Origin of the sequence: Coprococcus sp. AF38-1 (genome assembly GCF_003603945.1) — a bacterium.
Taxonomy (GTDB): Bacteria; Bacillota; Clostridia; order Lachnospirales; family Lachnospiraceae; genus Coprococcus; species Coprococcus aceti.
This window is the reverse complement of record NZ_QVGO01000002.1, coordinates 308,177-329,346: the sequence shown is the minus strand read 5'-3', so window position 1 is coordinate 329,346 and position 21,170 is coordinate 308,177. Positions and strand designations below refer to the sequence as shown.

At 43.4% G+C, this 21,170-nt stretch carries 17 protein-coding genes; all 17 read left to right on the top strand.

Features of this window, described 5'->3' with window-relative positions:
• Positions 1–276 precede the first annotated feature (276 nt).
• The 17 genes from DW025_RS04095 to DW025_RS04010 all read left to right on the top strand — a co-directional run bounded on the left by DW025_RS04095 (position 277) and on the right by DW025_RS04010 (position 20,892).
• Positions 277–1,578 (top strand): extracellular solute-binding protein, encoded by a 1,302-nt coding sequence (locus DW025_RS04095; protein ID WP_118650052.1) that lies wholly within the window; start codon positions 277–279, stop codon positions 1,576–1,578.
• A 107-nt stretch (positions 1,579–1,685) separates the two neighbouring features.
• Entirely contained in the window at positions 1,686–3,080 is a 1,395-nt protein-coding gene (locus tag DW025_RS04090; protein ID WP_118650053.1) for a carbohydrate ABC transporter permease, read from the top strand.
• Positions 3,080–3,958 carry a sugar ABC transporter permease gene (locus tag DW025_RS04085; RefSeq protein ID WP_117550505.1) on the top strand — a complete coding sequence of 293 codons (879 nt, stop codon included), beginning with the start codon at positions 3,080–3,082 and terminating at the stop codon, positions 3,956–3,958. Before DW025_RS04090 ends, DW025_RS04085 begins: the two co-directional genes overlap by 1 nt.
• Positions 3,959–4,008: 50 nt before the next feature.
• Positions 4,009–5,706 carry an extracellular solute-binding protein gene (locus tag DW025_RS04080; protein ID WP_119998807.1) on the top strand — a complete coding sequence of 566 codons (1,698 nt, stop codon included), beginning with the start codon at positions 4,009–4,011 and terminating at the stop codon, positions 5,704–5,706.
• 2 nt (positions 5,707–5,708) lie between these two features.
• On the top strand, positions 5,709–6,407 hold the full coding sequence (locus tag DW025_RS04075; RefSeq protein WP_119998805.1) for an HAD family hydrolase: 699 nt from the start codon (positions 5,709–5,711) through the stop codon (positions 6,405–6,407).
• A 266-nt stretch (positions 6,408–6,673) separates the two neighbouring features.
• Positions 6,674–7,474, top strand: a complete 801-nt coding sequence (locus tag DW025_RS04070) for an SDR family NAD(P)-dependent oxidoreductase (protein ID WP_004851555.1) — start codon at positions 6,674–6,676, stop codon at positions 7,472–7,474.
• Positions 7,475–7,804: 330 nt separating this feature from the next.
• On the top strand, positions 7,805–10,294 hold the full coding sequence (locus DW025_RS04065) for a cation-translocating P-type ATPase (RefSeq protein WP_207666799.1): 2,490 nt from the start codon (positions 7,805–7,807) through the stop codon (positions 10,292–10,294).
• 121 nt (positions 10,295–10,415) lie between these two features.
• Positions 10,416–10,976 (top strand): TetR/AcrR family transcriptional regulator, encoded by a 561-nt coding sequence (locus DW025_RS04060; RefSeq protein ID WP_117550511.1) that lies wholly within the window; start codon positions 10,416–10,418, stop codon positions 10,974–10,976.
• 61 nt (positions 10,977–11,037) lie between these two features.
• Complete coding sequence (locus tag DW025_RS04055) at positions 11,038–12,888, top strand: GGDEF domain-containing protein (protein ID WP_119998803.1); 1,851 nt, start codon at positions 11,038–11,040, stop codon at positions 12,886–12,888.
• A gap of 150 nt (positions 12,889–13,038) precedes the next feature.
• Complete coding sequence (locus DW025_RS04050) at positions 13,039–15,003, top strand: oleate hydratase (RefSeq protein WP_119998801.1); 1,965 nt, start codon at positions 13,039–13,041, stop codon at positions 15,001–15,003.
• Positions 15,004–15,193: 190 nt separating this feature from the next.
• On the top strand, positions 15,194–16,117 hold the full coding sequence (locus tag DW025_RS04045) for a DMT family transporter (protein WP_119998799.1): 924 nt from the start codon (positions 15,194–15,196) through the stop codon (positions 16,115–16,117).
• Between the two features lie 21 nt (positions 16,118–16,138).
• Entirely contained in the window at positions 16,139–16,600 is a 462-nt protein-coding gene (locus tag DW025_RS04040; protein ID WP_119998797.1) for an NUDIX hydrolase, read from the top strand.
• Positions 16,601–16,769: 169 nt separating this feature from the next.
• Positions 16,770–17,204 (top strand): hypothetical protein, encoded by a 435-nt coding sequence (locus DW025_RS04035; RefSeq protein ID WP_117875289.1) that lies wholly within the window; start codon positions 16,770–16,772, stop codon positions 17,202–17,204.
• A 55-nt stretch (positions 17,205–17,259) separates the two neighbouring features.
• Entirely contained in the window at positions 17,260–18,213 is a 954-nt protein-coding gene (locus DW025_RS04030) for a hypothetical protein (protein WP_119998796.1), read from the top strand.
• 244 nt (positions 18,214–18,457) lie between these two features.
• Positions 18,458–19,747 carry an ATP-binding protein gene (locus DW025_RS04020; protein WP_117875292.1) on the top strand — a complete coding sequence of 430 codons (1,290 nt, stop codon included), beginning with the start codon at positions 18,458–18,460 and terminating at the stop codon, positions 19,745–19,747.
• Positions 19,748–19,773: 26 nt separating this feature from the next.
• Positions 19,774–20,400: an alpha/beta fold hydrolase gene (locus DW025_RS04015; protein WP_117875293.1), complete on the top strand. Its 627-nt coding sequence runs from the start codon at positions 19,774–19,776 to the stop codon at positions 20,398–20,400.
• A 45-nt stretch (positions 20,401–20,445) separates the two neighbouring features.
• Entirely contained in the window at positions 20,446–20,892 is a 447-nt protein-coding gene (locus DW025_RS04010; protein ID WP_117875294.1) for a hypothetical protein, read from the top strand.
• The last annotated feature ends 278 nt before the right edge of the window (positions 20,893–21,170 follow it).

Here is a 21,170-nt window from a genome sequence, read left to right as displayed (position 1 = left end):
AAAAAATACGAAGAGTGGATGTACCTTTTGAAGCTTATTAAAGCTCAAGAGGTACATTTTTTGTATACTGTTAATAAAATCTACATATGTGCGCATAATAACATTGCTAACATTCTTTCGATTAAAACAGAGTATATCTAAAAAATCCAACATGATTCTAAAATCATTGATATATACGGATTGGAAACGTTTTCCTATAATAATGACATAAGGTAAAGGTACTGCAAAGGTGTTAAAAACATTCAGTCAAAACTATATTTTTAAGGAGGAACGATTATGAGAGTTAAGAGATTTGCAGCAGTTGCACTTGCGGGTGTAATGGGAATGTCAATGCTGGCAGGATGTGGAGATTCAGGAAAGGATGAGTCAACAACAGCAGCAAAGAGTGATGCAACAGAGGCTACAGATGCAACAGAGGCAGCTTCAGAGGAAGAGGCAATCAAGACAACACTTACAGTATGGGGACCAGCTGAGGATCAGTCACCTGATTACGGCGAGTGGTTACAGACAACATGTGAGGCATTCAAGAAAGAGCATCCAAACTGGGATATCACATTTGAGTATGGTACATGTAGTGAGGGTGATGCAGGAAAGACTGTTACACAGGATGTTTCAGCGTCAGCAGATGTATACATGTTTGCAAATGACCAGTTACAGACTCTGATCGATGCAGGTGCTATCTCAGAGCTCGGCGGAAGCACAGCAGATTATGTTAAGTCAACAAATTCACAGGCAATCGTAGATTCTATCACAGTTGATGGCGGTATCTATGGTGTGCCATTTACAACAAATACATGGTTTATGTACTACAACAAGAAGACATTTACAGAGGATGATGTAAAGAGCCTTGACACAATGCTTGAGAAGGGTAAGGTTTCATTCCCACTCACAAACTCATGGTACATCGCAGCATTCTACCTTGCAAATGGCGGAACATTATTCGGTGATGGTACAGACAATGATGCAGGAATCAACTTCGGTGGCGACAACGGCAAGGCTGTTACAGACTACCTTGTAGATCTTGTAAACAACAAGAACTTTGTAAACGATGAGTCAGGTGTTGGTATCTCAGGTATGACAGATGGTTCAATATCAGCAATGTTCTCAGGCTCATGGGACTACGCAGCATTACACGATGCACTTGGAGATGATCTCGGAATCGCAGTTATGCCAACAGCCAAGATCGGCGGTGCGGACAAGCAGCTCCTCTCATTTGCAGGATCAAAGGCAATCGCTGTAAATCCTAACTGTGAGTATCCACAGGTTGCAGTTGCGCTTGCACTCTACCTTGGAAATGAGGCATCACAGGAGTCACACTACACAGCAAGAAACATCGTTCCATGTAACACAAGCCTTCTTGAGAGCGATACAGTTAAGGGCGATGCACTTGTAGCAGCTCAGAATGCAACATTCGATACAACAGCATTCATCCAGCCATTTGTTCCTAAGATGGGCAACTACTGGACACCAGCAGAGAACTTTGGTAAGTCTCTCGTAAATGGTGAGGTTACACATGACAACGCAGCAGATATGACAGAGTCATTCAACACATCACTTAACACTGATGTAGCACAGTAAAAAATACTAGTTATATATTTCAAAAACAGGTGCTCCATTCATCTACAGGTGATGGGGCACTTGTAATAAGAAGAGATAATGATTTACTTTGAGACGGAGGTGTTAGGATGGCTCAGGCTATAACAAATAAAAAAAGTAAAATGAAGAAAATACGAAGATCTGATTACCCATATACCGTTGCACAGGCAGTGGCAAATGGAGACATAGCTACCAGAATTTCATTTCTGATCTTGGGGTTTGGAAGCATAGTCAGAAAACAGTTTGTAAAGGGATTTTCGTACCTGGTACTTGAGGTACTGTTTATATGGTTTATGATAAAGCACGGAGCATCACTCCTGGTGGATCTCTTCCATCTGGGTGGTCAGGAACAGCAGAAGGTCTGGAATGATGCAAAGGGTGTATTTGAATATACACAGGGTGACAACTCTCTGCTCATGCTCCTGTACGGTGTGGCAACACTGTTTATAATTTTCGCATTCATCTGCCTTTGGGTAGTAAGTATAGAGAGCGCATACAAAGCGTATTGCCTGTGGGATAAAGGCAAAAAGGTTCCAAAGTTCAAGGATGATGTGAAGAGTCTGTTTGACAGCAATCTTCATGCTTTTCTTCTTCCTCTTCCTGTACTTGGAGTTGTTGTATTTACGATATTGCCATTGGTTTTCATGATCTTTATGGCATTTACGAATTACAGCAAGCTTGATTCACATACAGTTATATTCAACTGGGTTGGACTGAAGAATTTTGCAAAGATATTGAACTTTAGTGATGCAATAGGAAGTACATTCTGGTCAGTGCTTGGCTGGACGCTTGTTTGGGCTGTGGCAGCCACATTCAGTAACTACTTCCTTGGAATGATACTCGCAATGGTGATCAACAGAAAGGGAACCAGGGCAAAAGGTATGTGGAGAGCGATTTTCATGCTCTCAGCAGCGGTTCCGCAGTTTGTATCACTTCTTCTGATGAGGACTATCTTCAGTCAGAATGGTATCGTCAATACATTACTTATAAATAACGGAATAATCGACAATGCTATTCCATTCTGGAGCAACGCAACACTTGCCAGAGTCATGGTAATTGTCATCAATATCTGGATAGGAATTCCATTTACCGTCATGCAGGTCACAGGAATTCTCCAGAGCATACCGGAGGAGATATACGAGGCTGCGAGAGTTGACGGCGCAGGTCCGGTAAAGATCTTCTTCAAGATCACTCTTCCATATATGTTGTTTGTCACAGCACCATATCTGATAACAACATTTGCAGGAAATATCAATAACTTCAACGTTATCTACCTTCTGTCAAATGGAGCGCCTACTCCGGTTGGAAAGACTGCCGGAAAGACAGACCTTCTTGTCACATGGCTCTATAAGCTGACGGTTGATAACCAGTACTATAACTTAGGTGCTGTTATAGGTATCATGACATTCATAGTTCTCGCTGTTGTGTCACTGGTAACTTACCACAACACCGCATCATATAAAGATGAGGAGGGATTTCAGTAATGGCTAAATCAAATAATAATGAGATTAAAGCAAGAAGCAAATGGACACTGGGAGACATCGTGGTTCATATCATACTGGTAATCCTTTCGGTTATCTGGGTACTGCCGATCGCATGGATAATCATGATAAGCTTCAGAGGAGAGAAAGGACAGTATGTTTCAACTCTGTTGCCAAAGTCTTTGACTCTGGCGAACTACACAAAGCTTTTTACAGACACAGGTATCCTGAACTTTATGCAGATGTTCAAGAATACTTTGATAATAGCAATTTTCTCATGTATAATATCAACAGCGTTCGTGCTTGCAGTTTCATACTGTATGTCAAGAATGCGTTTCAGACTGAGAAAGCCATTTATGAATGTGGCACTTATACTTGGAATGTTCCCGGGATTCATGGCTATGATAGCAGTGTATTACATCCTTAAGGTTCTGGGACTTTCAGAAGGCTCACTCATCAGGGTTGCTCTGGTACTCGTATATTCAGGCGGTTCAGGACTTGGATTCTATATCGCCAAAGGATTCTTTGATACTATACCAAAGTCGCTGGAAGAAGCAGCATACCTTGATGGTGCTACAAGATGGCAGTCATTTACAAGGATAATCATACCACTCAGCCGTCCGATCATAGTTTATACGGTTCTGAATTCGTTCCTTGCACCATGGATTGATTTCGTGTTTGCCAAGGTTATATGCAGAGCCAACAAGGACTATTACACAGTATCCATCGGACTTTGGAACATGCTCGAGAAAGAGTATGTGTACAACTGGTTCAACTCATTTGCGGCTGGTGCAGTGCTGATATCCGTACCGATTATCATTCTCTTTATGTTAATGCAGAAGTGCTACAAGGATAGCATGTCTGGAGGCGTAAAGGGTTAAGGATAATATATGAAATTATTTGCAAAACCTAAGTGGAATGAGGAAAGCATATGCCAGCAATGAAGTATCTGAAAAAAATAATAACATGTGTGCTAACAATTACCCTTATAATAATATGTGGCTGCCAGGACAATAACACCCCCTCCAACCCGTCTAAGGCGACCACAGATGCAGAATATGAGTCTGCCATGCATATTGCGGAGACAACGCCGCTTGGAAGGTATCCGGAACAGCTCACCTATACCCTGGGCAAGCTGTCCGGTGCAAATAATTCAAATCTCCCACAGGGAGAAACGTATGAAAATAACGCATACACACAGATATTAAATGAAATCTTAAATGTGCAGAACCAGGATATATTTGAGGCTGCTGATGATCAGTATGATGACAATGTATCCATGGTGATAGCACAGAAGGATCTTCCGGATGTGATGATCGTCCAAGATATGGATGAGCTGCAGTATCTGGTGGAAAATGACATGATCGAGGATCTCACAGACAGTTATAACAACTGCATGAGTGAAACGGTAAAGAACATATATAAGAGTTATGGCAGCAGTATCATGGATGTGGTCACATTTGATGACCGTATCATGGCCATACCTGAGACAAATATATCAGATGGACCAAATCTGATATGGCTTAGAAAAGACTGGATGGATAAGCTGGGACTTGATGCTCCGAGAACACTTTCGGATGCGGAGGAGATCATCAGGCAGTTTATTGAGAAGGATCCGGGAAATAATGGTGAAGGAAATACCGTAGGGCTGGTGGCAGACACAAGTCTCTGCGGCGGTTGTGGTTATAGCAGCGAGTACACGCTAGACATTGTATTTGCCGCATATGGGGCATTTCCGAAACAGTGGATAAAGGATGGGGACGGAAATGTCGTGTATGGTTCTGTACAGCCGGAGGCGAAGAAGGCTCTGGAGCATATACATGAGATGTACGAGGAAGGGATTCTGGATCAGAATTTCCTCATGCGGACAAGCAGCAACATAATAGAACTCATAGTTAATGGACAGTGTGGTTCGTTCTTCGGACCATGGTGGGCTCCAAATAATCCTCTCATGGACGCTGTAGCGGCCGATCCAACAGCAAAGTGGGAACCATATCTGCTTGCCACAGAGGAAAACGGCTCAACGAGTTATCACACTCAGGTTCCGTATGGCAACTTCGTGGTTGTCAAAAAGGGATATGAGCACCCGGAGATAGTGTGCAAGATAATAAGTGTGCTGTTTGACTATGTAAGATATGAGGATAAAGACAATCAGGCTATAAAGGATTACTACAAACTCAATGTGGATCCTACCGCAAGACCACTTGCGATGAACGTGGATTACAACAATGCACTTCAGATATGTTATGGCGAGCTGAACCATGTGTTCTCTGGCGTAAGGCAGCCAGATGATCTGAATCTGCTGGAACAGTCTTATTATGAAGCATGTGATTCATATCTTAAGAATGAAGACAATGCGTCATCGGAGGACTGGGCGGCATATACATCCCGTATAACTGCGTGCAAGATCCTCAATGATGCGCGTACAAATAAAGTCGAATCTCTGTACTTCGGGGAGACCGAGACCATGGTGTCAGACTGGTGGTACCTTGAGAATCTGGAGAGCGACACTTACCTGAAGATAGTTACAGGTGAAGCAGATCTGGATGAATTTGACAGTTTTGTGGACAATTGGTACAAGACCGGTGGAACAACGATCACCAAGGAAGTTCGAAGGGAGTGCCAGTAGATATGATAAGAGCAATAGTATTTGATTTAGATGATACATTATACGACTGCCTTCACGAGAATGATAAGGCAGTGGAAGACACTGTGAGATATGTGGCAAATGAACTTCTTCATATAGATGAAGTGACAGTGATGAAAGCCTTTGAAGAAGGCAGAGACATGGTAAAGGATCAGCTCTCTGCCTGGGATATGGCGGCGCAGCACAATAGGGTGCTGTACTTCCAGAAGATGCTGGAGATCCTGGGGGTATCACCATTTAGATATGACCTGCAGGTGTACAACTATTTCTGGAACAATTTCCTGAACAAGATATCCATATTCCCCGGGGCATTGGAGTTTATAGATGATATGAAAGCCAGAGGAATAAAGATTGGTATCTGTACAGATATGACTGCGCATATCCAGTTTAGGAAGATAGACAGACTTGGACTTACGGGCAGACTTGACGCAATGATAACAAGCGAGGAGGCTGGTATAGAAAAGCCGAACCGCAGGATGTTTGATATGATAGCTACAAAGCTGGGCGTAAAGAACGATGAGGTCATCTATGTGGGCGATAGCTACAAGAAGGATGTCATGGGAGCGAAAAATGCCGGAATGACACCAGTGTGGTATCTGTCGCTGCAGAACAAGACGGACGAGGATGTACTGGCTGCATGCAATTATGCGGAGCTTCGAAATATAGTGAATAAGGTGATATAGAGAGCAGTGCGATAGCTGCACACCAGATTCCATTGATGTCAAACACCATAGGCAGCATCAACACCGCTGCAAGCTGTATCACCAGTGTTCTGAGGAACGATATGCATAAATATTTTCATTTAATGGTATGTGAAGGAGTTGTTTTGGGGCGGCCGTGTGGCTATAATAATAGACATGGGCTATGAAATTATAGATATATGTTATGGTTGACAGAAATCTATGCGGTGTGAATAAAGTAGTCATGGCCAGGAAAGGAGTGTACACTTATGGGGTTTTTAACAGGTAAGACAGCGATAATAACAGGAGGCGGACGTGCAGTTCTCAGCGATGGAAGCTGTGGATCCATCGGATACGGAATAGCGACAGCATATGCCAAGGAAGGTGCCAATCTGGTGCTTACAGGACGTAATGTCCAGAAGCTTGAGGATGCAAAGGCAGAGCTTGAGAGCAAATATGGGATCAAGGTTCTTGCAGTCCAGGCTGATGTAAACGCAGGTGCGGACAATGAGAGCGTTGTCAAGAACGTTGTGGAGCAGGCGGTTAAGGAATTTGGAAGAATAGATGTGCTCATCAACAATGCGCAGGCATCTGCATCAGGCGTTACCATCGCAGATCACACAACAGCACAGTTTGACCTTGCCATATATTCAGGTCTTTACGCTGCATTTTACTATATGCAGGCATGCTATCCATATCTGAAGGAGACAAAGGGTTCAGTCATCAACTTTGCATCAGGTGCAGGCCTCTTTGGAAATTACGGACAGTGCGCATATGCGGCAGCGAAGGAAGGCATTAGGGGCCTTACAAGAGTTGCAGCTACAGAGTGGGCAGCTGATGGAATAAATGTCAATATAGTATGTCCTCTCGCATGGACATCACAGCTTGAGAACTTTGAGAAGGCATATCCGGATGCGTTCAAGGCAAATGTAAAGATGCCACCAATGGGACACTTCGGAGACGTAGAGAAGGAGATTGGACGTGCGTGCGTGGCACTCGCATCACCGGATTTCAAGTACATGAGTGGTGAGACCATCACACTTGAGGGCGCGATGGGACAGAGACCATAGAGCAGTCAATATATCAAATATGGCTTATGCTATGATAATAGAATATGATGTAGATGCGAAGCCTGGTTCGCGGCTTGCATAAAAAATGAGCGTAACACAATAATACCCAGATGGGAAATGTGTTATGCTCATTTTGTTTAGCTGACTCAGTCATCAACTATATCTCAAAACAGATGGTTGTCCGCTTGTCGTTAATAAGACACAAGGTTTCTTAAAAAAATATGAAATATCTGCCATCATCCTTGAATAACCTTACTTGGAGTACTTATAATAGAACTTTGTTAAAGAAATCATGAGATGTCATGGGCAGTCGGTGCAAAATACTGCTCGATGCATAACATTTGCCGACCATATACACAGGAAGAGGTGTTTTATTTGGATACAAACTCAGAAAACAATCTGGATACACGGGGAGTCCCGATCATTGGCCTTACATCGGAGGAAGTAAGGGAACGGATCGACAAGGGACTTACCAATCACACGGATATAAGTACGCAGAAGACAGTGGGGCAGATAGTCAAGTCCAATCTGCTCACATACTTCAATCTTATATTCCTCATACTTACGGTGCTGCTATGTATCGTTGGCTCATTCAGGAATCTGACTTTCCTGCCGGTCATCATAGGCAACACGGTTATAGGAATATTTCAGGAGCTGCGTGCCAAAAAGACTCTTGACAAGATGAGTATGTTAAATGCGCCGCATTCGATAGTTGTGAGAGACGGAGAACAGCAGCAGATACAATCAGAGGAACTGGTTAAGGACGATATCATCATTCTGTCGGCAGGCAATCAGATATGTGCTGACGCTACGGTGCTCAGCGGCAGTATATCGGTAAATGAAGCCCTGCTCACCGGTGAGTCGGATGAGATCAAGAAGAAATCAGGTGATCGACTCATGTCCGGAAGCTTTGTGGTGTCCGGACAGTGCTATGCCAAGCTTGATAAGGTGGGCAATGAGTCATACATATCACAGCTCACAGCCCAGGCGAAGGCCATGGGTGACGGCGAACAGTCAGAGATGATCAGGTACATCAACAAGCTTGTAAAATGGGTTGGAATCATCATCATACCAGTGGGAATCATATTGTTCTGCCAGGCGTATATCATGAATGGAGAGACATTCAAGAAGAGTGTTGTATCGATGGTTGCGGCGGTTCTCGGAATGATCCCTGAAGGACTTTATCTGCTCACAACTGTTGCGCTTGCGCTCAGCACAATAAGACTTGCGAAGAAACAAGTGTTACTGCATGACATGAAGAGTATAGAGACACTCGCGAGAGTCGATGTACTCTGTGTGGATAAGACCGGAACCATCACTGAGCCGGGTATGCAGGTTACAGAGCTGGTGATAAGCGGCAGATGCGGCGATGCCGAGATGGACAAGAGAGCATTTGCACATCTGCTGGCGGATTACTCGGCGGTCATTGAGGACAACAATGCCACAATGGAGGCGATCAGGGACTATGTGGCGAAAAACGAGCTGGAAAAGGGCAGCAGGACAGTGCTGAAGACTGAACCGTTTACATCGGCAAATAAATACAGCAAGGTGTCATTTGTCGAGGGTGATTATATGCTGGGTGCTCCGGAGTTTATAATGAAGGATAGGTATGAGGAGATATCCGAAGAGATAGAGGAGTACCAGAGCAAGGGATACAGAGTCCTTCTTATGGCGGAGTCAGGAGAGGATTCTATTGGTTCGGTAAGACCATTAGGAGGCATATCTCCTATTGGTTATATAGTGCTTTCAAATCCAATAAGGGAAAATGCAGAGAGCACATTTACATATTTCAAAGAGCAGGGCGTTGCCATAAAAGTCATATCCGGAGATAACCCTGCCACAGTATCAGAGGTGGCAAAGCGGGCAGGCATAGATGGAGCGGAGAACTATGTGGATGCTTCCACTTTGGCGTCTGAGAAGGATATAACTGAGGCTGTGGATAAATATACAGTATTTGGAAGAGTTACGCCTAAACAGAAGCAGCTCATAGTCAGGGCGCTCCAGAAACAGAAACACACGGTTGCCATGACTGGTGATGGTGTAAATGATATACTCGCAATGAAGGATGCTGATTGCAGTATTGCAATGGCATCTGGAAGTGAAGCGGCTGCGCAGGCGGCACAGACGGTGCTTCTGGATTCGGATTTCGGACGTATGCCATATGTGGTGTTTGAGGGAAGACAGGTGGTCAACAATATACAGAGATCAGCAAGCCTCTTCCTTGTTAAGAATATATTCTCACTGCTGATGGCCATATTCTCAGCGATATTTGCGATCACATATCCGCTGGAGCCATCACAGATATCGCTCATAAGCATGTTCACCATAGGATTGCCGGGATTCCTGCTGGCACTTGAGCCGAACAGGAATCGTATAGAGGGAAACTTTATGGTAAATGTCATGTTAAAAGCATTGCCTGCAGGACTCACGGATGTGTTGTCGGTCGGAGCACTTGTAATCTGCGGACAGGTCTTCAACCTCCCGAGTGAGGACATAGCCACAGCCGGCACAATGCTTCTTGCGGTTGTCGGATTCATGATAATAATCAAGATCAGCCATCCGTTCAACAAGATGAAGTATGGTGTACTTCTTATCAACATAATCGGACTGCTGTTCTGTGGCCTTTTCCTCGGCAGGCTGTTTGCCATAGAGTCGATATCCAACATATGTTTCCTGCTCATGGTTGTATTTGCATTTGCGGCGGAATCTATGTTCAGGTATTTGACATTGTTTGTTGAAAAGCTCAGCAGCTTCTTTGGAGACGAGAAGAACAGACGTAAGCTCAGAAGAAAGATAAGGAAATATAACATTTTTAAGTAGAGAATTGTCGAAAAAAGAATATAATAAATATTAAGATATACTCATAAGAAGCAATATTGTTTTTTATGAGTATGTTTGTTTATAAGGATGATATGTACAACTTGGATAACAGGAGGTAAGCATGGCAAATTCAACTAAAAAAGCACTTGAGGTATCTCTGAAAAAGCTTCTTAAGGACAAGCCATTTGACAAGATAACAATAGCGGATCTCACCGGAGACTGCGGGATAAGCAGGATGACATTCTATTATCATTTTCAGGATATATATGAGCTTGCCGAGTGGGTGTGCATAGAGGATGGCAAGCAGGCACTGAAGGATAAGAAGACCTACGATACCTGGCAGGAGGGCATGATACAGGTGTTTGAGGCTGTGCTGGAGAACAAGCCATTTATCGCAAATATATACAGGTCGGTGGATAAGGCTAAGATAGAAAACTATCTGTATAAGCTGTCGTATCAGCTCATAGCGGATGTAGTAGAAGAGAAATGCGAAGGGGATAACCTCTCGGAGGCTGATAAGCAGTTCATAGCAGACTTTTACAAGTATGGATTTGTGGGGATTATGCTTGACTGGGTAGACAAGGGGATGAAGGACGATTATCATAAAATAGTGGAGCAGCTTAGCACCACGCTTCGTGGAAATATAGCAAATTCTATTCATAATTTTGAAATCGAGATGTAAAAGCAGAGGACGGATCAGGATAAAGAAATCTATTACTGTGAGATATGCGGGGAGAGCGCTTATGAGTCAAACATCAGATATGAAAAAGAGATTGCCAGGGATAATATTGATAACGGGGGGAATCGTGCTGGTTGCGATGGTCATCCAGGCGGTCATACTCAGCTTTATCAATAACAGGGGTTTTGACAGGACCTCGCAGGTGCTGTTGGATCAGGTCAGCAATATAATCGAGAAGAATAAGGCAAGTGAGGAAGATCTGATAGACTCCCTCAAGGAAGATTATATGGTCAGGGCTAAGGCTGTGGCGTATATAGTTGATGCAAAGCCTGAGGTGGCAAATGATGTGGAGGAGCTCCGCAAGATTGCTGCACTTATATCTGTTGATGAGGTGCATTTGTTTAATACGGATGGCGTGATATATGCTGGTACCAATCCCGAATATTTTGGATATAGCTTTGATTCCGGGGAGCAGATGGCGTATTTTAAGCCTATGCTGGATGATAAGAATCTCACCATGTGTCAGGATGTCACTCCGAACACATCAAAGGGTAAGAAGATGATGTATGCAATAACATGGAACGACGATGGAACCAAGATGATACAGGTTGGAATCGAGCCGAGAAGACTTCTGAATGAAGTAAAACAGAATGAGATATCCACGGTGGTTGCCAATATGCCTATGTATGATGGACTGAGTGTTGTAGTGGCAGATGGCGAATCGGGAGAAATATATGGATGTTCATATGAACCGGTAGTAGGGCTTACTCTTGATGAGATCGGCATTTCGGTGACTGATGATATGCTGCCGGACGATGAAGACAGTTTTACAGGCATAAGAAGGATTAATGGATTTAGAAACAGATGTGTATTCCGAAGATCCGGAGAGTATGTGATCGGGGTCATATATAGAATGGATGTGAATAGCCGGAGTAATATGGCAATCATGGTTATCATGGCACTGTATCTGTGTTTTGCCGCCGGCCTGGTGGTAAGCATGGTGATGAAGGTGATACATGCGAATCGGGAGAGAAATGAACAGCTGTCAATATTGACATCCATGTCGGGGATGTATTACAGCATGCATATGCTTGATCTTAGGCATGATACATTTGCCCTCTATACCGCAGGAGACCTGATACTTAGGGCTGGTGAGCGGGCAGCAGGGGCGAAGGAACTTATGAGGAAGATCGTTCATAAGGTGGTTGTGGATGAACATCAGGCAAGTGCCCAGGAATTCATGGATCTGGATAGTCTGGGGGACAGACTGATCAGGAAAAAGATTGTATCAGGTGAGTTCATGGTGAAGGATCTTGGATGGTTCAGACTGTCATTTATATCGATAGATGTTGACGAGGACGGACGTCCTTTAAAAGTCATATTTACCACCAGAAACATAGATGAAGATAAGAAACGGGAGCAGAAGCTGATAAGACGATCTTATACAGATGAGCTCACAAAATGTTATAACAGGAACGCATATATAGATGATGTCAGGGAGCTGCCGGGAGATTCTGTATATGTGTATGTGTCCATGGATGTAAATGGGCTTAAATTAGTGAATGATACCCTGGGACATGCGGCTGGAGATGAACTGCTTCAGGGTGCTGCCGACTGTATGGAGCAGTGTTTTGGAAACTATGGTAAGGTGTACAGGATGGGCGGTGATGAATTTGTGGCCATCATTTTTGTAAATACCAGGAGGCTGAAGAGAGTGCAGCAGGAGTTTGATGACGTTGTGGGTGGATGGTCCGGACAGCTGGTGAAATCCGTATCGATATCATGTGGCTATGTGTCAAGTGATGAGAAGGACTGGGAGTCATTTGACGAGATAGTAAAGGCTGCAGATGAGAGAATGTACGAGAATAAGGCGGCATATTACAGGCAGAAGGGCGTCGACAGGAGGTATCACTAGAGTACATATGCAATATAGGGTTATACAAAACGGGTGGAATGATAAAATTTTTATCATTCCACTTTTTTTGTAAATATGAAATAAAAATTGGGCAAGCTATTATAGAGGCATGAGATAAAGATAGACGGCAGACTGAAAGGAGAATTGCTTATGTCAAAGAAGAAATTGGGAATCGGGATAGCAGCGGTGGCAGCAGCCGGCGCAGGAGCAGCAGCTCTCACAGTTAAAAATCGTAATAAGGCAAAAGTTCAGAAGGAGAAGGCTGCGGCTGAACATGCTGAGTACCGCAATACGGAGCGCGGAAAGCATGAGAAGAACAGTAAGGGAATCTATTATACAAATGGAAACTATGAGGCATTTGCCAGACCGAGAAAGCCGGAGGGCGTGGATGACAAGAACGCATATATAGTGGGAAGTGGTCTTGCATCACTGGCAGCAGCTTGCTTCCTTGTACGTGACGGACAGATGCCGGGTTCACATATCCATATTCTTGAGGCCATGGATATAGCGGGCGGTGCGTGCGATGGAATATTTGATCCTGCCAGAGGCTACGTCATGAGAGGTGGACGTGAGATGGAGAACCATTTCGAGTGCCTGTGGGATCTGTTCAGAAGTATACCTTCCATAGAGACACCGGGGGTATCGGTTCTTGACGAGTATTACTGGCTGAACAAGGAGGATCCAAATTATTCACTGTGCAGAGCAACAGTGAACAGAGGCAAGGATGCCCACACAGATGGCAAATTCAATCTGAGCCAGAAGGGCTGTATGGAGATCATGAAGCTCTTCATGACAAAGGACGAGGATCTGTATGACAAGACGATAGAGGATGTATTCGATGATGAGGTATTTGATTCGACATTCTGGCTGTACTGGAGGACGATGTTCGCATTTGAGAATTGGCACAGTGCGCTGGAGATGAAACTTTACTTCCAGAGATTCATACATCACATCTCAGGACTTCCGGATTTCTCGGCCCTCAAGTTCACGAAGTACAACCAGTATGAGTCGCTGATCCTTCCGATGGTGAAGTATCTTGAGACGGCGGGCGTGACATTCCAGTACAACACGGAGGTCACAAATGTCATATTTGACATGAGAGACGGCAAGAAGATAGCAAAGACCATAGAGTGCAGGGTAAACGGAGCTGAGAAGGGGATCCCGCTCACAGAGAACGACCTTGTATTTGTCACAAATGGAAGCTGTACGGAGGGAACTATCTACGGTGATCAGAATCATGCGCCAAATGGTGATGCAGAGGTGAGAACAAGCGGCTGCTGGAGTCTGTGGAAGAACATAGCTGCACAGGATCCTTCATTTGGCCATCCTGAGAAGTTCTGCTCTGATATATCTAAGACAAACTGGGAGTCAGCTACAATAACAACGCTTGACGACAAGATCATCCCATATATCGTAGATATCTGCAAGCGTGATCCGAGAACAGGAAAGGTTGTGACGGGTGGTATAGTGAGCTGTCAGGATTCAAGCTGGCTGATGAGCTGGACCATCAACAGACAGGGACAGTTCAAGACCCAGGACAAGGATAAGGTGTGTGTATGGGTATATGGCCTGTTCACAGATGTTCCGGGCGATTATATCAAGAAACCTATGAAGGATTGTACCGGTAAGGAGATCACGGAGGAGTGGCTCTACCATCTGGGTGTGCCAGAAGATGAGATCGAGGAGTTGGCCACAAACAGCGCAGTCTGTGTGCCAACTATGATGCCATATATCACCGCGTTCTTCATGCCTAGAGCAAAGGGCGACAGACCAGACGTAATTCCGGACGGATGCACCAACTTTGCATTCCTCGGACAGTTCGCCGACACTCCTCGTGACACAGTGTTCACCACAGAGTATTCGGTGAGAACTGCCATGGAGGCTGTGTATGGACTTCTCGGCGTGGACAGAGGTGTTCCTGAGGTGTGGGGAAGTGTGTACGATATCCGTGAACTGCTGGACAGCAGCGTGAAGCTCATGGATGGCAAATCTCCGCTTGAGATAAATCTCGGACCACTGAACAAGCTCAAGAGACCTATACTTAGGAAGATTCAGGGCACGGTGATCGAAAAGGTACTGAGAGACCACGACATCATCAAAGAGGGGATGCTGTAGGTTGAAGTTAATATAGAGTAATAAGAAAGTTCCATGTGTCTGCACGGTGCAGATGCATGGAACTTTTTATGTGGTGAAGACAGTGGGGACGGAGGGACCTGTCCCCTCCGTCCCCACTGGAAAATAAATTGACTTTTCCCGTGTATAAAAATATACTTTTTGATATAAAAGATATGAGAGAGAAGTAAAAATGAATAAGATAGAGATAAACGACAAATGGATGCAGAAGACCAGCGTTGTGTGGCTCGGTGCCATGCTGTGCTGCCTGCTGTGGGGAAGCGCATTTCCCTGTATAAAGATAGGCTACGGAATGTGGAATATAGAGAGTGCGGATACATCGTCACAGATACTGTTTGCAGGTATGCGATTCGTGCTAGCGGGTATCCTTGCCGTGATATTTGGAAGTCTGCTGGAAGGAAGATTTATCAAGCCGGAGAAGGGATGCGCCGGCAAGATAGCGTGGCTTGCGATGCTGCAGACAGTCATGCAATACCTGTTCTTTTATATAGGACTCGCACATACAAGCGGAGTCAAGGCGTCCATCATAGAGGCAGTAAATGTATTCGTTGCCATCATAGTGTCAGGATTCATATTCCATCAGGAAAATGTCACTGCAAAGAAGATGCTTGGATGTCTGGTTGGATTTGCGGGAGTTGTACTTATAAACATGAATGGAATGAATTTCCATATGAGCTTGTCAGGTGAGGGTGCTATATTCCTTTCGACAGTGGCTTATGCATTTTCATCTGTGTTCCTGAAGCGATATTCGGTAAAACACAATCCGGTTATGCTCAGTGGCTACCAGTTTATAGTTGGCGGAATTATTCTGTCGGCTGCCGGTTTTGCCATGGGAGGCAGACTCAGTACCGTATCCACCGAAGGAGTTTTGATGCTCATATATCTGGCTCTTGTATCGGCGGTGGCATATTCTCTGTGGGGAATGCTGCTCAAGTACAATCCCATATCCAGGGTTGCAGTATTTGGATTTATGAATCCGGTGTTCGGCGTGATACTGTCGGCATGGCTGCTCCGCGAGGGCGCGCAAGCGCTTGGTCCGATAAGCCTGGTGTCGCTGGTTTTGGTGTGCGCAGGAATATACATAGTGAATAAGTAGGGACGTTCCTGGGAGGTTAATATGAAGATGACAACACTTTGTTACATAGAGAAAGATGAAAGATACCTGATGCTCCACAGGACAAAGAAGGAGAAGGACATTAATAAAGGCAAATGGATCGGTGTAGGTGGACATGCCGAGGAGGGTGAGAGCCCTGAGGACTGCCTTCTGAGGGAGATAAAGGAGGAGACGGGACTTACGCTTACATCGTATAGATTCAGAGGGCTGGTGACATTTATCAGCAATGAGTGTGAGAATGAGCTTATGTGCCTGTTCACCGCAGATGGATTTGATGGGGAAGTTCAGATATGCGATGAGGGGGATCTTCAATGGATAGATAAAGAAATCGTGCCAATACTTCCGACGTGGAGCGGGGATGCGATATTTCTGAAACTGCTGCTTGAAGGGGAGAAGAGATTTTTCTCACTCAAGCTCGTATATGAGGGAAGCGAGCTGGTGGAGCACAGGCTGGAATTCTATTGATAATGAATATGTGATATAGTGAAGGGGAATATAATCGCGAAAAACAGCACTGGGATTTATAGTGTCTTGCATGGGATGGGGAATAATTCCCCTTCTTGGAGATGATGTACATGTCATAAGTGTACCGAGAATTGTGCTTAGCCTATTTGGCATTATGGGAATAGTCGCGATGGTAAAGAGCGTGAAGGATTATATAGCGGTGAAGAATGGCAAAGCACCTGAAGTGCAAGATCGCGGCAGATCTTCGCAGTACCAGTATGAGGCAAATGCGCGTATGGCGATGTCCTGGGATGGAAATGGTGCAGTGGACAATCCGGTCACGGATTTCTACAGAGAACATAAAGAGGGCATAGACACGACCATAAGAACTGTACAAAAGGGAAGGAATATTGCGGGAAATATAGTCATGATCGCGGTAGGGGGGATGTTCACATTTTCAGCTCTGCTCATGATAGGTGGCAATATCTTAGTTCTCATGGCAAACAGGGATTCAGGCACGGTATCTTTGTCGGCTTATATAATGCCAATCGTGATGGAGGGAATATTTCTGGCAGTTGGAATATTTGTGATAGTAAAAGGAGTAAAAGGTTTGCTTGGAAAGTGATTCGTGACAAAAGGAACGTCCCCACAAGAATGCCCACAAGAATGGAGGATTATATATGACTTACAAAAAGAATGTTTCAAATATGGTGATTGCCATCGTGTGTGTCGTTTTGTTTGTTGTGACTGCGATTTATTGTGTGCCGAGATTCTCGCTGCTTTCATCGAATGCATTGCCGGCAACGGTTGCGAGTGATGACAAGCATGGGACAAGCGGCTATGCAATATTGAAAGTAGATGGAGCCAGAGAGGATGGAGGAACGATATTCTTCCACTATTATTATCCCGGAAACAAGTCACATCTAAAACAGGATGAAAAGGTGCTGGTAAGTGGGAACATCACGTTTATGGATGAATCGACAGAACAGGGAGTGAATGCAGACCTGATTATCGGAACAAAGACACCGGTGCTTATATGTTTGATTTTATCCTTGCTGGGGTTGGTTGGCGCAATCTGCCTGTTGCCATCAGCAATTCGCAATTTCCGTAGTAAACCATGGAGTCGTGATGAGGAGATAGAAACGAAGAGCAAATTGGTGAATGCATTCTATACGGCTGAGATTTTGGCACTTGTAGTTGCTTTGATTTTCTTTGTGGCGGGTATGACGCAGGTGGTCGGATATGCCTGCGCGAAGAATCATACAACAGGAACTGTAACATATCAAAGTTCTCGGCTGAGCTCCAATCATGTCAAGGTATATAGCGGAAATGATGTCAGAAATTACAAATCACTTTATGGGAAAGGCATTCGGTCAACTTATACGGTGCTGCAGATTAAGGCGGATTCACCGGTCAATGGTGCCAATGTGTTCTGGTATGAGGGAAATTGCAGTATTCTGGGCAGTAAGAATGTTTATATAGGCTATAATGATAATTCCATGTCGGTCTTATCACAGTTTGAACTGGTGATGACGCTCATAAGCGGTGCATTTTTATTATTCCATGCAGTTTCAGCACGGTTGCTCAGTAAGAAAAATCCATATAGCGGGAAGCTTTTCTGGTTTTTAAAATAATGTAGAATTGTTCGATAGAAGTCCGGGAACACTCGGACTTCTTCTTATTTTGATAGAATCGACATGTGTGGCTATTAAAAACGTAACAAATCTACTACCAGTAATGGAAAAATGTGATATCACAGCGATACAAGGCCGGAAAAAATACAAAGACAAAGCCGACAAGGTCGGAAAAAGTGCTGAAACAATGCTAGAATAGACCATAAAAAATGTGGTATACTATCAGAGAAAGGACGGTGTGATAATGTTTCGATTTGCAATGAATGATCTGTTACAGTGGAAAGGGAAGAAAAATAGAAAACCTTTAATTATAATGGGAGCCAGACAGGTGGGAAAGACCTGGTTGATGAAGGAATTTGGAAAGAACTGTTATGAGAAAACAGCATACATTTCTTTTTATAACAACCAACGTATGAATGCGGTTTTTGAAAATGATTTTGATATTGAACGAATCATAATGAATTTAAATATTGAGTCAGGAGTAACAATTACTCCAGGGAATACATTGATTATTCTTGATGAGATCCAGAACACACCAAAAGCTTTAGAATCCTTGAAATATTTCTGCGAAGAAGCACCAGAATACCATATTATAGCAGCAGGGTCACTGCTGGGAGTGGCAATTCATGAGGGAGTGTCGTATCCGGTTGGTAAAGTTGATTTGTTGGATCTATATCCGCTTAACTTTAGAGAGTTTTTATATGCTATGGGCGAGAAAAAACTGGCAGATGAATTAAAGATAAAAGACTATTCCATTATTGATAATTTTTCTGACAAATACCTTTTCTGGTTAAAAAACTATTATTACACTGGAGGAATGCCTGCGGTAGTTGATGCTTTTCGACTAGACAAAGATTATACAGAAGTAAGGCAGATTCAAAGCGATATATTAAGACAGTATGAAGGGGATTTTGGAAAGCATATTGAAAGCAGGGTGCTTCCAAGAATCAGAATGGTGTGGAATTCTATCCCAATGCAGTTGGCAAAAGAAAACAAAAAATTCTTTTTTGGTCAGATAAAAAAGGGGGCTCGTAGCAGCGAGTTTGAAATAGCAATTCAATGGCTGCTTGACTGTGGACTGATTTATAAAGTTAATCGTGTAAATGAACCTCATATGCCTCTAAAAGCATATCAAAGCATGAATGCGTATAAATTGTTTATGCTGGATGTCGGATTGTTGGGGGCATTAAGTGAGTTGCCAGCGACATCCATATTGGAAGGAAATGATATTTTTATAGAATTTAAGGGTGCGCTTACAGAGCAATATGTGTTGCAGCAGTTGATTTCAGATACGCCGTACACACCATATTACTATGGGACAGAAAAAGCTACGTTTGAACAGGATTTTTTGATCCAAAAAGAGGCTGCAATTATACCTATTGAAGTAAAGGCAGAAACGAATATAAGGTCGCAGAGTCTAAAAGCATATTGCGATAAATTCCATCCTGAGAAAGCTGTACGTTTTTCAACTCTAAAGTATATGGATCAGGAATGGATGGTAAATATACCACTATATGCGGTATGTAATTTGTAAATTTTGGTTTGAAGGAGTGACAATATATGAAGTATTTATATTTGCATGGACTAGGGCAAAAACCAGACAGTTGGAATAGAGTAATAAAAGAAACGAAGGTATCGGAAAGTAGTGTCAAATTTAGTTTGGCAGAGATGTTAGAAGGAAAATCTGCTACATATAAGGAATTATATTCGGCATTCTCATCAGAATGTGACAAGGTGAACGATGAAATTGTCTTATGTGGGCTTTCTCTAGGCGCTGTTTTGGCACTTAATTATGCGATAGACCACCCAGATAAAGTAAAGTCGCTCGTATTAATTGCAGCACAGTATAAAATGCCTCAAAAATTATTGAAAGTTCAGAATATGTTGTTTCATCTTATGCCGAATTCGGCATTCAGTAAAATGGGTTTCAAAAAAGCGGATGTTATCAGCCTGTGCGGGACGATGGCTGAATTGGATTTCAGTGACTCCCTGCATAAGGTGTCTTGTCCGGTATTGCTCATTTGTGGGGAAAGGGACACTGCAAACAAAAAAATTTCAAAAGAACTTTGCCAATATTTGAACAACGCCTGTTTCCATGAACTTGCGAAAACAGGTCATGAAGCAAACATAGAAGCTCCGGAAGAGTTGGCGATCGTGTTGCAGAGATTTTATGATAATATCAGATAAAATTCAGTGGTGCGCCCAGACAAGGGCATGTGGTGATGTGAATTTATGGAGGAAGATATGGACTGGTTAAATATATTCGGACTGATAATGATTGCAGTTATTATGATACCCAATATTATTTTTGCAGTTAGATGCAAAGAGGGATTTCAAAACAAATGGAGCAATAAATATGTTGAGGTTGTAGAACAGATAGGAAGGTTTGGCTGCTTTGGTTTTATGATAATTAACATTCCTGGAACATGGTTCGGGTGGTGGTCTGACGAAGCATTTGCCATATACCTTATTGTGGACGCGATATTAGTAGTGTTGTATTGTGCAATTTGGATAATTTGCTTTAAGAAGAGCAGCATATTCAGAGCACTGGCGCTATCTGTTATTCCCTCAGTTTTGTTCTTGTTTAGTGGAATTATGAGCAGATCAATTCTGTTGCTTATCGCAGCAATATTGTTTGCGCCAAGCCATATTCTGCTTTCGTATAAGAACGCAAAATGATATTGGTCAACTTCAAGTTTGATGGACTGGTGATACACGGAAAATACTATTAGAGCAGGTAACAGGCAGGTGGTCATATAACAGACGGCCTGCCGTTTTTGGTGTTTATATTATATATGAATGTGGATTCCCCTAGAAGATATTTTGGCGTATGTTAACCCAAAAATCTTTTAGACGATTGCATAGTATCATGTTGTTGGAGATAATAGAAGATATTTAGGGATACAATAACCGAAATATCTTTTGGGAGAAAATGTCATGGTAAAAGAAATTAAAAG

Coding starts and splice junctions, on each gene's coding strand:
- DW025_RS04065 (WP_207666799.1), top strand. CDS start 7,805: ATGCATAACATTTGCCGACCATATACACAGGAAGAGGTGTTTTATTTG.
- DW025_RS04045 (WP_119998799.1), top strand. CDS start 15,194: ATGAATAAGATAGAGATAAACGACAAATGGATGCAGAAGACCAGCGTT.
- DW025_RS04080 (WP_119998807.1), top strand. CDS start 4,009: ATGCCAGCAATGAAGTATCTGAAAAAAATAATAACATGTGTGCTAACA.
- DW025_RS04030 (WP_119998796.1), top strand. CDS start 17,260: ATGACTTACAAAAAGAATGTTTCAAATATGGTGATTGCCATCGTGTGT.
- DW025_RS04070 (WP_004851555.1), top strand. CDS start 6,674: ATGGGGTTTTTAACAGGTAAGACAGCGATAATAACAGGAGGCGGACGT.
- DW025_RS04095 (WP_118650052.1), top strand. CDS start 277: ATGAGAGTTAAGAGATTTGCAGCAGTTGCACTTGCGGGTGTAATGGGA.
- DW025_RS04090 (WP_118650053.1), top strand. CDS start 1,686: ATGGCTCAGGCTATAACAAATAAAAAAAGTAAAATGAAGAAAATACGA.
- DW025_RS04020 (WP_117875292.1), top strand. CDS start 18,458: ATGTTTCGATTTGCAATGAATGATCTGTTACAGTGGAAAGGGAAGAAA.
- DW025_RS04015 (WP_117875293.1), top strand. CDS start 19,774: ATGAAGTATTTATATTTGCATGGACTAGGGCAAAAACCAGACAGTTGG.
- DW025_RS04055 (WP_119998803.1), top strand. CDS start 11,038: ATGAGTCAAACATCAGATATGAAAAAGAGATTGCCAGGGATAATATTG.
- DW025_RS04075 (WP_119998805.1), top strand. CDS start 5,709: ATGATAAGAGCAATAGTATTTGATTTAGATGATACATTATACGACTGC.
- DW025_RS04010 (WP_117875294.1), top strand. CDS start 20,446: ATGGAGGAAGATATGGACTGGTTAAATATATTCGGACTGATAATGATT.
- DW025_RS04050 (WP_119998801.1), top strand. CDS start 13,039: ATGTCAAAGAAGAAATTGGGAATCGGGATAGCAGCGGTGGCAGCAGCC.
- DW025_RS04060 (WP_117550511.1), top strand. CDS start 10,416: ATGGCAAATTCAACTAAAAAAGCACTTGAGGTATCTCTGAAAAAGCTT.
- DW025_RS04035 (WP_117875289.1), top strand. CDS start 16,770: ATGGTAAAGAGCGTGAAGGATTATATAGCGGTGAAGAATGGCAAAGCA.
- DW025_RS04085 (WP_117550505.1), top strand. CDS start 3,080: ATGGCTAAATCAAATAATAATGAGATTAAAGCAAGAAGCAAATGGACA.
- DW025_RS04040 (WP_119998797.1), top strand. CDS start 16,139: ATGAAGATGACAACACTTTGTTACATAGAGAAAGATGAAAGATACCTG.